This window comes from Pedobacter fastidiosus (assembly GCF_014306625.1).
GTDB classification, from domain to species: Bacteria; Bacteroidota; Bacteroidia; order Sphingobacteriales; family Sphingobacteriaceae; genus Pedobacter; species Pedobacter fastidiosus.
Window position 1 is genome coordinate 22,088 of record NZ_JACRYL010000006.1, and the last position, 13,840, is coordinate 35,927.

Genomic DNA, 13,840 nt, shown 5'->3' on the forward strand with positions numbered 1-13,840 from the left:
CACAGGCTGAGCCACTTCGCTGAAGGAGCTCCATTTCTCCACCCTGTTTGGGTAGGTGGGAGGTAGAAAGGAATTGCAATCCCTTTAACTATCATACCTTCTAAATGTTGCAAGGCCGTTCGCGTACTTCGGAAGGGGTTGAGCGTATTGAAAGGTTGGAAACTCTTTAATATAACATGATTAAAAAAAAGTTTTTATGGATCTACAAGCGCTTGATAATTGACTATATCTTATAGAAATTAAATTTTTGGAATACACAAGTAATAGTTAAATCTATAAGCAATTATATATTTGTAATGAATATTCACTAACGTATTAACCTCAGAATAAAGTCGATCTTTACTAAACAATGGAGCAATTTATAACATTCATAAAATCGATCATATTGATAGATGATTTCGATTTGCAACTTGTACTTTCCAGATGTAAGACAAAGAAAGTAAGTAAAGGGAAGATAATTCTGAAGAAGGGACAAATTGCCAATCAATATTTTTTTATTGTATCTGGTGGAGTACGCTTTTTTTATGAATTAAATGATCAGGAAAACACAACATGGGTAACCTTTAAAAATGAATTTTTTACGGAGATTTCTAGCCTTAATCCACAAAAACCAACTAGGTTTAATATCGAAGCCATTGAGGATACGGAACTGATTGTAATTGATAAAAAAGATATGGACTTTTTATATGGGCATATTGCAAGCTGGGAGGAGTTTGGGAGAAAAATATGGGAAGCAATGTGTGTGAGAATGATAGATCAGATTTTAAATTTCCAAACACTTTCTGCTGAAGAACGATATTTGGAATTTATGAATACTCCTGAGTATTTGCAGAAAGTTCCTATCAAGCAATTGGCCGCAGTTCTGGGCATTACACCCAATGCATTGAGTAGAATTAGGAAAAATATTAGGTAAATTGATTTTCTACCATTTGTTAGTTTTGCCTAACGAGTAGCCTACTAACTTTGAGTTATTAAAAATAATATGATGACTCAAATAAATGATAACACAGCACCATCTCAAAATCAGTATGCTGATGAAGAATTAATTAAAAAATTTCCTGGCTTTACTAATCGTTATGTAAAAGTTAACGGATTTAGTTTGCACTATATTGAAGGTGGGAGTGGCGAGCCTCTGATTTGTTTGCCAGGTTGGCCACAAACCTATTATTCTTATCATCCCATTGCTGGTGATCTTGCAAAAGCATATCGTGTAATTATTGTAGATCTCAGAGGGATGGGCAGTTCGGGGAAAACCGATTCCGGGTACGATAAGAAAACAATGGCAAGTGATATTCTGGAGTTGATCAAGCAACTTGGGCTATCTAAAGTCCACCTTATGGGGCACGATATTGGCGGAATGGTTGCTATGAGTTTCGCGTTTAACTATCCCCAATTCACGGATAAGCTAATTGTTGCGGATGGCGCACACCCAAGCGAAGGCATGATGCAAATGCCATTGATGCCTCCAAATGGTACTTTTAATGAAAAGATGGATGCAAAGATGCCTTACGCTTGGTGGATGGGGTTTAATCAGGTAAAAGAATTACCAGAAAAGATATTGGAAGGTCGTTTTCAATACCTTTTAGATTGGCTTTTTCAGTATGTAATGATTGATGAAAGTAAAATGACTTCATTCGATAGAGCAGTTTATGCTTCCATTTACAATAAAGCCGAGAACATTAAGGCTTCCAATGCCTGGTATCAAAGCTTTGCACAAGATATTGAAGATGCAAAAAACTATCAACCGCTTACCATGCCTGTATTGGGAATTGGAAGTTATGTTAGTTACAACTATATGAAAATAGGATTACCTTATGTTGCAAAAGATGTTAATGTAGTTGGTATCTTAGATAGTGGCCATTATATGTTCGAAGAACAACCTCAGCAAGTGTTAGACGCTGTTTTCAGCTTTTTAGCATTATAATAGAATAAACATCCTTAAATAATAATCATGAAAAAATCAATCTTGGTAGCTGGTGCTACTGGTAATTTAGGAAATAAAATTTGTAAGGAATTAATAAAGAGAGGCGCAGATGTAAGTGCCTTAGTTCGAACAGCTACTGATCCTGAAAAAATCGAAACTCTAAGAAAAATTGGTGTTAATGTAATTGCAGTAGATTTAAGCAATGTCGATGAAATCGCAAAGGCTTGTGCAGATATAGATTGTGTAGTTTCTGCATTGGCAGGCTTGGGAGATGTTATTTTAGATTTACAGAAAAGATTATTGGATGGTGCATTGCAAGCAGGAGTACCACGGTTTATCCCTTCAGATTTTTGTACGGATTATAACGACTTGGTACCTGGCGAAAACAGGAATTTTGATTTAAGAAGACAATTTAAAGCCTATCTAGACAGCTCTTCAATCAAAGCATCCTCTATTTTCAACGGCGCTTTTGCAGATATTATGAAATACAATACACCTATTCTAAATTTAAAAGACAAGAGCATCGGCTATTGGGGTGAAAAGGCAGACTGGAAATTGGATTTCACCACAATGGATAATACAGCTTCCTTTACAGCTGAAGTAGCTTTAGACGATAAAGCACCCAGAAATTTACAGATAGCAAGTTTTCAGGTTAGTCCCAATATGATTTGGGCTGATGTGAAAGAAGCAACGGGTCTGGAATTTAGAATGCAACAACTTTCAAGTCTCGAAGATTTTGCACAGATGATAAAAAAGCAGAGAAAAGATAATCCTGCCGGTGAGGCTGAATTGTATGCCAAATGGCAACAAGCTCAATATATGTATTCCATGTTTTCAACTCATCATCATCAACTGTCTAATCAACGTTATGAAAATCTTAGCTGGACAACCAGTTTGGATTATATAAGTTCTTTTGTGAAATGAGATACAAATTGAAAATAATAAGTCATGGTAGCAAGTTTACAGCAGTTCAGAAATGAGCTGCTTTTTTTAAATAGATATTTCAATTGGTATAACTAATTTTTTTGCGAAAATTAATTTCATTAATCGTTCTATTTTAAATGTAACGTCCTCATTTATTTTGTGTTAAATGCAGAATTCAGATAATCTCGAAACTCCCCATCACTTATTTTTTATTTGCAACCGATAATTTGTAGGAGTAGTATTGTATTTTTCACTGAAGCTTTTGGTGAAGTTTGCGAGATCATTAAAACCGCAATCAAAGGCAATGTCGGTAATTCGCTTTGTGGAAGCCAAAAGGAGTTCGGTTGCTTTTTCTAGCTTTTTAGCTTTAATATAATTGGCGGGCGTATCGTTGTATAATCTTGCAAATTCTCGTTTAAAGGAAGAGATGCTTAAATTATTTCGCTCAGCCAGTTCCTCAATAGATAATTGCGAAAACAAATTTGCTTCTATTATTTGTTTAAAAGTATAGGTTGTTGGCGAAAAGAGTTGTGATAAAATGACTTGAATAGCCTCTGCATTCTGTGTTTGTGAAAGTAAAAGAATGATTTCTTTAAACTTTAAGATCAAAATATCTTCGTTAACTAAAGATGGATTTTCAAAATAAAAGAGTAATCCTTCAATGTACTTTAGAATTAAAAAATCGCTGCTTATTTTTTCGCTCGATTTATTTGAGATCGGATTCCGAGGGGCTTGAAGCAATACCGGAAGTTCTCTTTCATAAATTTTCTTGAGTATATCTGGATAGAAAGTAACGATTACAATTTCACAATTACTTTTTGAGTTGGAATTTTGTATCTGCTTTCCGGAGTTGATGCAATTCAGAAATAATGAATAATTGGTCGGGATGTTTATTTCTTCCTCATCAATTTGATATTTAATCTCACCTTCTAATAAGTACAAAAAACAAGCCCGATCGGTAACTGGAAAATCAAATTTGAAGGGTGGCTTTAATACAATTTTTTGGATCAGCGATTTTCCAAATAGGTCAAATTTTTTATAGTCGTTTACCATATTGTTTAAAGATGCTTCTTTTATGAACCAAATTGCCAAAAAATTGAACTAATCTACTAAGTCTAGCTTTCTTTTCTTTAGGAGCTTTGTAATGCAAAAAGAAATAAATTAAAAACATCAAATTAAGATTCTGCGCTATTCCCTTTTATTGGCCTTATTTCTTTAGCAGTATAATTATCTAACAATTAAAAAATCGAACAATGAAAATTAAAGAAGGCAAAGTCGCACCCAACTTTACAATTATGGATTTAAATGGTAATCCATTTAGTTTATCAGAAGATCATTTGCCAGTAGCTTCAAATAAGTCATTTTTAAATTTAACATATAACAACTAATAATTATGGGACTATCAAATTTAGGCATTTTTCATACTGCTATTGGCGTTATTGCGATTGTTTCTGCAATCGCTTCCTATATAAAATATGGTAAAATCAATTTAGCTGCATTATCCGGCAAAACATATTTTTACTGCACCATGATTACCTCATTAACTGCACTGGGTATCTCCAAGCATGGCGGATTTAATGCTGGCCATGTATTTTCATTGTTAATTGTAGTATTGGTATCTGTAGCCTATTTTCTTTATCAAAAGAAACAGGGTAATAACCGAAATCGGTATTTTGAAAACTTTTGTCTGTCGTTCAGCTTTTTTCTCTCTTGGATACCTACGGTTAATGAAACATTTACTCGGATTCCAATCGGACATCCTTTGGCAAAAGCGCCAAGTGATCCAATTATAGGCGGAACACTACTTTTTCTTTTAATAATATTTGTTGCAGGTTCTATCTATCAATATAGGAAGCAAAGAAAAATAAACCTTAGTTAGAAAATGATAAAGCAGTTCTGAGAAGAGCTGCTTTATCATTTTATCAGCATTCGTGCATTTAAAATAATTTGACAGTGGCCTTTTTAACAAAGTAAAATAAGCATTTTTTTCGTAGAACTCCTTCATTTCATTTCGTTGGATTTTTAAAGTAGACACTGTTAATAACGATTTTTCCTTATTTTTATCGAAAAAGAATAATATGCCATTTACCACTCTGGGATTAATACCAGAATTATTAAGAGTCTTATCAGATCAAAAATATACTGAACCAACACCAATTCAGCAAGCAGCTATACCAGCGATATTGAACAAGAGGGATGTTTTAGGCATCGCCAAAACAGGATCTGGAAAAACAGCCAGCTATGTTTTGCCAATCTTGATGAATCTGCAAAAGGCAGTTGCGCTTAAAAACCGACACGTTAATGTATTGGTTTTGGTGCCTACACGCGAGCTTGCGGAGCAGGTAAAAGATGTTTTTCAAACTTTTGGAAAAGGAGTTCCAGTGCCTGTTAAAACATTGGCGGTTTATGGTGGAGTATCTATAAATCCTCAAATGACGGCTCTTCAAGGTACAAATGTGCTTATAGCAACGCCGGGCAGATTGTTGGAACTGTTAGAAATGAATTCGGTTTATTTATCTAGTATTGAGACTCTGGTACTTGATGAAGCCGACAAAATGCTTAATCTAGGATTTAAAGAAGAGGTAAATAAAATTATTGCACTCTTGCCAGAAAAGCGTCAGAACATACTATTATCAGCTACTTTAAATCAAGATCTTCAACTAATTCACCAAGTTTTACTGCATGATCCGCTGGTTATCAAGATTGAAGCCCAAGAAGATTCTCTCGAACAGATTAATCAGGTGGCCTATATTGTTTCTGATGAAAAGAAAGGACCCTTTTTGCGTTATCTAATCGGTCATCACGAAATGAAACAAGTTTTGATATTTGCTTCTTCCGTTCATACTGCAGATGCCATTGTAAACAAACTTGTTAAAAATAATTTTCAGGCGAAAGCCATCCACAGTAAAAAAAGTCAGGGAGCAAGAAATGAGGCGTTGTCTAATTTTAAATCTGGCAGGCTTAAAATATTGGTGGCCACAGATTTAATGGGAAGAGGAATCGATATTGACCAGCTTCCTTTTGTAATTAATTATGAACTGCCTAGATCGCCCAAAGATTATATCCACCGCATTGGTAGAACAGGCCGTGCAGATAAGTTGGGAGAAGCTATCTCTTTGGTTAGTCCTGATGAATTACACCATTTTGAGGTTATTCAAAAGAAAATGGGGAAACAGGTTAAATTAATTGATAGCGAAAATATGTAATCACAAAATATTTACGTTTTTAGCAATCTAGGTTATTTAGCAAAGGATTTTAAGTTCAAAGCTAAGCATTCTTCAATTGATTTGCATACTCGATTGGGTTGATGCCGAAATATTTAAGAAAGTTCTTTCCAAAAATGCTTTGCGAACTGTAACCCACCATTTGAGAAACTTCAAAAAGTTTTAAGTCGTTTTCGGCAATTAACCTTGCAGCCTTTTTTAAGCGGACTATATTTACCAAATCTTTTGGGGTAACGTCAGAAATTGCCTTCACTTTACGGTAAAAAGTTGGGCGACTCATATTCATGTGGTAAGCCAATTGATCGATTTCTAAGTTGGTATCTTTTATGTTCTGGTGAATATATTCTTCAACCTTTTTCATAAATACTTCATCAGTTTTTCGGTGAGTGGTAATCCAACTGTCTTCAAAAGGTGTATTAGAAAAGTGTTCCCTAACCTTAAATCGGTTTTTTAGCAGATTAGCAACTTGGAGCAACAGAAATTCGGGAGAAAAAGGTTTCTGAACATAAGCGTCGGCGCCAACTTCCAAACCCGATATTTGTGCTTGATAGGTATTTTTTGAAGTTAGAAGTATAAGCGGAATGTGACAATAATCGATATTTGATTTAACCTGTTGACAAAACTCAAGCCCATCAATGCCAGGCATCATGATATCGCTTATAATCAGATCGATAACATTGTTTTGCAATAGAATTAGTGCCTGTTCCGCATTTTCGGCGGTTACTACATCATAGCTATCGGAGAAGATTTCTGTAAGGAAATCGAGGATGTCTTCACTATCATCTATAATTAGTAGCAGATCGCTTTTTGTTAGAATTTTTTCCACTTGCTTAAATTAAACTCTATTGAGTGGTGAATGGGCAATTTTAATTCAAATATATTTAATCCATTTTGGTATTCAATCAGCAGTAGGCTTCCCGTATGCAACTCGGCTAAAGATCGGGCAATGGGTAATCCGATTCCTGTTCCCGGCTTATCTATGTTTCTGCTCATTCGGTAAAACGGTTCGAATATTTTCTCTCTTAATTCTTTAGGGATAGGTTCTCCATCCGTAGCAAACCGAATCACAAATTCTCGATGATCTTCTACCGTTGGTAAGAGCTCAATTATTATTTTTGAGCTTGCATATTTGAGTGCATTGGATAAGAGATTGCTAATTATTTTTCTAAACGCTTCATAATCTACAAAGGCGATTAAACTGGTTTTGGGGAATTTAAGTTCGAGTTTGATGTGTTTTTTCTCTATTTCAGGCTTAAATGCGGTAACTTCTTGCCTTAAAACCTGAATAATATTTAGTTTTACAAAACTCAATCCAAATTGATCAATCTCTGTTTTTCTAAAATCGAGCAATTGTGCGGTAAGCGCAAGAAGTCTGTTAGTATTTTTATCGATCATCTGCAAGCTCTTTTTAATCGCGGGCGCATCTTCAATCCGATCAAGAAGCCGTTCTACCGGGCCTTTAATTAATGTTAAAGGCGTTTGAATTTCATGCGTAATATTGGTAAAAAACTCAATTTTTGCTTGATAAATTTCTCTGTCTTTTTCAAATTCGAAAAGCTGAAGTTTCCTCTGATTTTTAGATTCGAGCATCTTTCTATAATAATTTGCCGAAAGATAAAACGCAATCAAAACCAGCAAAATGTAGATGAAATAAGCAAATCCGCTTTTCCAAAATGGTGGCCGTATTTGAATAACAATATGACGAGTTTTACTCACCCAGCCACCAACATTATCTCTTGCTTTAACCAAAAAGTTGTAAGTTCCGGGCGCTAAATCTGTAAAATAAGCCTTTTGATTATTTCTTAGATTCGTCCATTCATTATTGCCCACGCCTTCCATTTGGTATAAGTAATCGATGGTTTTTGGAGACGTATAACTGAAAGTGGCAAACTCAATGTTAAAACTCGATTGGTTATAATTTAAACGTACAGTGTCGGTGTAAAGAATTGCTTGAGAAAGCACACCTTTTTTGCCTGGTATTACTTCCTCATTATTAACCTGGAACGCGGTTAAGTAAAGAGGCGGAGCAACTGATTTTACCAATATATCAGCCGGATTAAAAGAAATAAGTCCTTGTACTGTTCCGAAATACATTTTTCCATTTACGTCTTTATAGGCCGAATTGTAGTTAAACTGATCGGTAATCAATCCGTTGGCTCTGGTAAAGATTTTGATTTTTTTGGTGCTTAAATTCAGGCAGATCAATCCTTTAAGTGAGCTGATCCATAAATTGCCAGTATTATCTTCGAGCGTTCTGAATAGGTAATTACTGGGTAAGCCATTGCTTGTGGTAATTTTTGTAATCTTTTTTCGATCTGGATCTAAACTGATCAAGCCTCCGCCTTCGCTTGCGAACCATAAGAAATGGCGACTGTCTTCATAGATGCCCTGAATTTGATAATCGAAACCATTTCCTTTATTAAACTTGATGTTACCACTTAAACCCGTTTTTGGATTATAATAAAATACACCATTCTGCAAGCTTCCAACCCATATTGTTCCAGTATGATCTTCGAAAATGGCGTAGATGTTGGAATTTTCGGGGATAAAATTGAGACGCTTAAAATTGTCTTTCTGTTCATCGTATTCAAAAAGCCCACCATGAATGGTACCAATCAAAATCCTCTTCTCCGAAGTTTGATAAATGGACATCACAAAATCACTGGTAAATTGATCACCCGAGCCAATAACACTATGTCTTTTTAAGATTTTACCGGTTTTTAAATCCATAATGTCCAATCCATGAACGAAAGGACCTAAGTAGAGTTTATCTTTTGTGGCAAAAAGACCGTGAATATTTGGATAGGATAAACTATTGGAAAGCCCAGTTGTGGTAAACTGGGTAAATTTACCTGTGCTCAATTCCAAACGATTTACACCTGCATCTTCCGTCCCAATCCAAATGTTTTTGTTATCGTAACTGCAGATTTCTCGCACCGCATTGCCCGATATAGAATTTGTTCCTTTAATGTTGATGTACTTCGTAAACTTGATATTTTCTGGCGAAAGATAATTCAGGCCACCAAAAAATGTCCCTGCCCAATATCCCTTTTCATTATCTTTAAGCAAACAATACACCGCATTATCTGATATTGAATAGCGATTGCTCGGAACTTTTTCTAGCTGTGTAAATTGCTGATTTTTGAGGTTAAAAACATACACTCCAGATTCTGTCGCTACCCAATAATTCTCCTCTTCTGCCGAGATTATATCTCTTACATAAATATCTGTATTGTCTTTGTTTTTAGATAAGAGCGCTTTAATTTCTTTCGTAACCAAGCTGTAAGTAAGCAAGCCATGTTTGGTTGTGCCAATCAGAATTTGATCTTTGAGTACCAGTAATTTGCTTATTACTTTCTGGTTATAAGGCAGGTTTTTATCTAGCACCTGGATAATGTTTGATACGCTATTATTTGCGGGATCGAATTTGAAAACTTCACCTTCATGATTACCAATCCACAGCTTGCCAAAGGCATCAAACTTCATAGAATTTCCATTAACGCTAGGGAAATAGCTGAGGTGTTTATTCAGCTGATTGTACCTGCACAGCATATCGCTTTTCAAAAACCAAATATTATTGTTTTTATCAATGGTAATTTGTTCCACACCATCGGCAACATTAAAAGGAATCTGAAAGAAAACCTCATGAACAGGATCGAAGCGTAAAATTCCTCGACCCGTACCAATCCAAATCATTCCATTTTTATCCTCGCAGAGTGAGTTGATAAAATTGTTTCCAATGGTGCCGTAACTGTTGGCCTTATTAAAATACGATCTAAAATTATGTCCGTTAAAAGAATTTAAACCGCCTTTTGTGCCCACCCAAATCATTCCATTATGATCTTGAAGCAAACTGATTATGGTGTTATGAGATAAACCTTCATCAACCTGATAATGCCGAAAATAATAAGGCTGGGCAAATGCCAGCCGTGTGGCAAACAGTAAAAGAAAAAATATAAAAAATCTGGTTTGAAGGATGCTCATAGCTTGGTACTCAAAGTTAAAAAATCGGTGCTGAGTTCCAAATCTACTTTAGGGCATTGGGCAAAAACCAAATGTTAAAATAAAGATAAACCATCATGGAATATCAGTAAGAAAGATCTTGATCGCATTTTGAGACAATTCAACTAAAGATTGATCAGAATGTAATATGCGAATTGTTTTTATTTGATAGATCAAATCTCAATTTGATCGACCTACAACCAAATATTAAACGTTATGAAAAAAACTTTACAAAAGAAGCTTATTAATAAGCTCCAATCTGATGGCGTAGACTTCACCTCTACAAATAAAAAAGAGACTTAAGTATTTGAAATTCCTTTCGGTTTAGTGCCAATCAAGAGCTGAAATATTCTATTCAAAGGATTCGTTAAATAAAAAACTATATAATCTATAGGCTTTATATAGTTTTTATATATTTGCGCCTCAATCCTTATTTTATGAATCCTATTTACTCTTCAAAGTCTCCAACTTTTTACGCTTTATATTCAATATCGAGCTGTTGTTGTACAACCTAAAACTGAATCATCTCAATTAATTAAAATTTCTTAATGCACTGTATTTAGCCACGAACAACTGTTGGTGCTATTTATTTTACCTAAATCCTTAAACCATCATTAAAAATGAAAGAAAAAATGAAAACTCGAAAGTTTGATTTTTCGAAAATGGTATTCAATTTTCCCTTTGCAAGCAAAAGCCAGCTTTTTAAATTGCTGTGTGTATTATTTGTTTTTTGTGGCAGTATATCTAACGCAGTTTATGCCCAAACCTCGCGGATAACGGGCGTTGTAAAAGACGAAAAAGGAGAAACCATTGTTGGTGCTACTGTAAAAGTTAAAAACCAACCCATAGTAGTCAGCACAAATACATCTGGAGCTTTTGCCCTCGATGCTGCTTCAAACGCAGTTTTGCAAGTAAGTTTTGTAGGCTACAAAAACATTGAAATTGAAGTAAACAAAAGAACAAGCGTTAATATTACGCTAGAACCGGAAGCTGGAAATTTAGAGGATGTTGTTGTAGTGGGTTATGGTACGGTTCGTAAAAGCGATTTAACTGGTTCTGTTACATCATTAAAAGCGAGCGACCTTACAAAAGGTGCCAATGTAAACGTTCAACAGGCTTTGGTAGGAAGATCTTCTGGTATTCAAATTTACCAAAAAAGTGGAGAACCAGGCGCTGCAATGAGTGTGCAGATTCGTGGGATTACTTCCATTACCGGCAATAACAGTCCGCTTTACGTAATTGATGGTTTGCCCATTAACGATGGATCTGCGATTGGAAGTTCTGCTCCGGGCGGAACAACCAGTAATCCAAATCTTCGTTCAGCTATGAACAATTTGAATCCATCAGATATTGCCTCGATTGAGATTTTGAAAGATGCTTCTGCAACCGCAATTTATGGTTCGAGGGGTGCAAATGGAGTGGTAATTATTACCACTAAAAAAGGTGACAACGGGAAATTAAAAGTAAACTATAACGGTTCTGTTGGGACGCAAAAGGCCACACGCTTGCTCACCTTTATGACTGGCGATGAATATACTCAGGCCATCAACGGGATTATCGATCTGGGTAATTTATCAACCACTCGGGTTACAGGCACAAATGCCAATACCGATTGGCAATCTTTATTGTTAAAAACGGCATCGCTTCAAAGTCATGATATTTCGTTTTCTGGTGGTGGCGGCAATACCAAGTTTTACATTTCTGCCGGATTATACGATCAGGATGGAATTATGCTGAATTCTGGCAACAAAAGATACAGCGGTCGCGTAAATGTAGAACATTCGGTGGCGCAAAAATATGCTGTTGGAATTAGTTTAGAATCTTCTTACAGTAGAGATGATTATAACGCTACAGGTGTGGGGTTAAACGATAATGCAAGTGCACTTTATATGGCTCAAAATTACGATCCAACAGCTGCGCCTTATACTGCAACCGGCGGTTATAATCGTTCGGCATTAATGAATCCAATGGATAATCCTTTAGCTGTAATTAATGGGCAGTACGGCATGGGCGATACCTACAGAACAATCGGGAATATTTATGCAGAGTATTATTTTATTCCTTCCTTATCGGCAAAGGTAAGAGCAGGAGCGGATGTAAATGACAGTCAGCGCTATTTTTGGATTGATCCAACAACTTTAACAGGAGCATCTTATAATGGTTACGCCGATGTTCGCGATGGTAAACGTGCCTATTATTTGGGCGAGGCTACATTAAATTTCAACAAAACTTTTGGCGATCATAGTATTTCTGCAGTTGCAGGTTCTACTTATGAGCGTTATACTTCCAGCTCATTAATTGGAAGCTCAAGGTCTTTTGCATTGCCAGATTTAACTTACGATGGTTTGGGTACAGGCGATAACACCTTAAACAGTGTAAGCAATAGCAGACAAGAAAACATTTTAGTTTCGTTTTTAGGTAGAGTTAATTATGCTTATAAGGGCAAATATTTATTAACCGCATCATTAAGGGCCGATGGTTCTGCAAGGTTCGGACCGAACAAAAGATTTGGTTATTTTCCTTCAGCAGCAGTAGCTTGGAAAATCCACGATGAGGATTTCTTAAAAGACAACAAAATTTTAAGTGATTTAAAGTTGAGAATAAGTTATGGCGCAACAGGAAATCAACCTAATGCCAACTACATTTATTTTAGTACGTATTCTGCAGGTAGAAATGCCATTTTCGGAGGAACAAGATACAGCTCTTTAAATCCAACAAGAAGTGCAAATCCAGATTTACAATGGGAATCTGCCAATCAGGTAGATTTAGGTTTAGATTTCGGTTTGTTTAGCTCAAGGGTAACTGGAAGTATCGAATATTATAACCGTAAAACATCCGATTTGCTTTATGATACGCCACAGGCAGCAAGTACAGGTTTCGGATCGCAAACTCAAAATGTGGGCAGTATGCGCAATACTGGCGTTGAGTTTTCCCTAAAAGGATCAATTTTAAATAGAAAGGATTTTAGAATTGATGCAGGTTTTAACATTACAACCCTTAAAAACGAAATTTTGAGTCTTGGAGATTTAAGTCAGGTGATTTATGGTGGTGTAGGTTCTATCGGCGCATTGGGAATTTTAAAACCAGGCGAATCCATTGGTTCTTACTACGGCTATATTGTTGATGGCGTTTGGCAGACCGGTGATAATTTCTCGACTGCACAAGCGGGTGTTCGTCCTGGTGATTTAAAATACCGCGACTTAGATGGCAACAAAATTATCGATGCTAACGATCGTACGATTATTGGCAAATCGATGCCGGATTTCTATTACGGTTTTAATGCAAGCTTTGGTTATAAAATCGTGAGCCTTGATGTGTTTTTAGAAGGATCTCAAGGTGCTAAATTATTAAACAGCAGTTTAGTTGATGCACTGTACCCAGTAGATCTTCGGAGAAATAAATTGGCAGAACCTTATTTAAACCGTTGGACACCAACTAACCCAACAAACGATTTTCCATCTTTCTTGCCTAACGATGTGCAAGGGCAGAGACAGGTGAATACCAGAACGGTAGAAGATGCATCATATTTAAGATTGCAGGCGGTAAGGTTAACGGTTAAAGTTCCACTTCCTAAAAACAAATTTGTAAGCAACTTATCGGTATTTGCAAATGGATCTAACCTATACACCTGGACAAAATATTCAGGATCAGACCCTGCAGCAAACTCGTTGGGAGATAACATTCAAAAGGTAGATTATAATTCTTACCCACTTTCTAGAACGTACACTTTCGGGATAAATCTTCAGCTTTAAAATTTAAAAATCGA

General features: G+C 35.9%; 10 protein-coding genes. 7 read left to right on the top strand and 3 right to left on the bottom strand.

Features of this window, described 5'->3' with window-relative positions; genetic code table 11:
* Window positions 1-349 precede the first annotated feature (349 nt).
* The 3 genes from H7U22_RS07770 (at window position 350) to H7U22_RS07780 (ending at window position 2,848) form a co-directional block, all read left to right on the top strand.
* Window positions 350-913, top strand: a complete 564-nt coding sequence (locus tag H7U22_RS07770; RefSeq protein WP_187070787.1) for a Crp/Fnr family transcriptional regulator — start codon at window positions 350-352, stop codon at window positions 911-913.
* A gap of 69 nt (window positions 914-982) precedes the next feature.
* Window positions 983-1,924 carry an alpha/beta fold hydrolase gene (locus tag H7U22_RS07775; RefSeq protein ID WP_248284697.1) on the top strand — a complete coding sequence of 314 codons (942 nt, stop codon included), beginning with the start codon at window positions 983-985 and terminating at the stop codon, window positions 1,922-1,924.
* 27 nt (window positions 1,925-1,951) lie between these two features.
* On the top strand, window positions 1,952-2,848 hold the full coding sequence (locus H7U22_RS07780) for an NmrA family NAD(P)-binding protein (RefSeq protein ID WP_187070788.1): 897 nt from the start codon (window positions 1,952-1,954) through the stop codon (window positions 2,846-2,848).
* Window positions 2,849-3,046: 198 nt separating this feature from the next.
* Here the strand turns inward: H7U22_RS07780 and H7U22_RS07785 are convergent, their stop codons facing one another.
* Window positions 3,047-3,940: a helix-turn-helix domain-containing protein gene (locus H7U22_RS07785; protein WP_248284698.1), complete on the bottom strand. Its 894-nt coding sequence runs from the start codon at window positions 3,938-3,940 to the stop codon at window positions 3,047-3,049.
* Window positions 3,941-4,101: 161 nt separating this feature from the next.
* Here H7U22_RS07785 and H7U22_RS23280 point away from each other — a divergent pair, with 161 nt between their 5' ends.
* From H7U22_RS23280 to H7U22_RS07795, 3 genes are all read left to right on the top strand, one after another.
* Window positions 4,102-4,236: a hypothetical protein gene (locus H7U22_RS23280; RefSeq protein WP_262890356.1), complete on the top strand. Its 135-nt coding sequence runs from the start codon at window positions 4,102-4,104 to the stop codon at window positions 4,234-4,236.
* A gap of 5 nt (window positions 4,237-4,241) precedes the next feature.
* The gene (locus tag H7U22_RS07790) at window positions 4,242-4,727 is read left to right on the top strand and encodes a hypothetical protein (protein ID WP_187070789.1); all 486 of its coding nucleotides are present in this window, start codon (window positions 4,242-4,244) and stop codon (window positions 4,725-4,727) included.
* A gap of 199 nt (window positions 4,728-4,926) precedes the next feature.
* Entirely contained in the window at window positions 4,927-6,054 is a 1,128-nt protein-coding gene (locus tag H7U22_RS07795) for a DEAD/DEAH box helicase (protein WP_187070790.1), read from the top strand.
* Between the two features lie 61 nt (window positions 6,055-6,115).
* Here H7U22_RS07795 and H7U22_RS07800 read toward each other — a convergent pair whose 3' ends face one another.
* The gene (locus tag H7U22_RS07800) at window positions 6,116-6,898 is read right to left on the bottom strand and encodes a response regulator transcription factor (RefSeq protein WP_317172955.1); all 783 of its coding nucleotides are present in this window, start codon (window positions 6,896-6,898) and stop codon (window positions 6,116-6,118) included.
* Window positions 6,883-10,056 (bottom strand): ligand-binding sensor domain-containing protein, encoded by a 3,174-nt coding sequence (locus H7U22_RS07805; RefSeq protein WP_187070791.1) that lies wholly within the window; start codon window positions 10,054-10,056, stop codon window positions 6,883-6,885. The genes H7U22_RS07800 and H7U22_RS07805 overlap by 16 nt, the downstream gene beginning before the upstream one ends.
* Before the next feature lie 650 nt (window positions 10,057-10,706).
* Between H7U22_RS07805 and H7U22_RS07810 the strand changes: the two genes are divergently transcribed.
* A complete protein-coding gene (locus H7U22_RS07810) occupies window positions 10,707-13,826 on the top strand; it encodes a SusC/RagA family TonB-linked outer membrane protein (RefSeq protein ID WP_248284699.1) in 3,120 nt (1,039 codons plus the stop codon).
* Window positions 13,827-13,840 lie beyond the last annotated feature (14 nt).

Coding starts and splice junctions, on each gene's coding strand:
- H7U22_RS07775 (WP_248284697.1), top strand. CDS start 983: ATGATGACTCAAATAAATGATAACACAGCACCATCTCAAAATCAGTAT.
- H7U22_RS07770 (WP_187070787.1), top strand. CDS start 350: ATGGAGCAATTTATAACATTCATAAAATCGATCATATTGATAGATGAT.
- H7U22_RS07795 (WP_187070790.1), top strand. CDS start 4,927: ATGCCATTTACCACTCTGGGATTAATACCAGAATTATTAAGAGTCTTA.
- H7U22_RS23280 (WP_262890356.1), top strand. CDS start 4,102: ATGAAAATTAAAGAAGGCAAAGTCGCACCCAACTTTACAATTATGGAT.
- H7U22_RS07790 (WP_187070789.1), top strand. CDS start 4,242: ATGGGACTATCAAATTTAGGCATTTTTCATACTGCTATTGGCGTTATT.
- H7U22_RS07810 (WP_248284699.1), top strand. CDS start 10,707: ATGAAAACTCGAAAGTTTGATTTTTCGAAAATGGTATTCAATTTTCCC.
- H7U22_RS07805 (WP_187070791.1), bottom strand. CDS start 10,056: ATGAGCATCCTTCAAACCAGATTTTTTATATTTTTTCTTTTACTGTTT.
- H7U22_RS07780 (WP_187070788.1), top strand. CDS start 1,952: ATGAAAAAATCAATCTTGGTAGCTGGTGCTACTGGTAATTTAGGAAAT.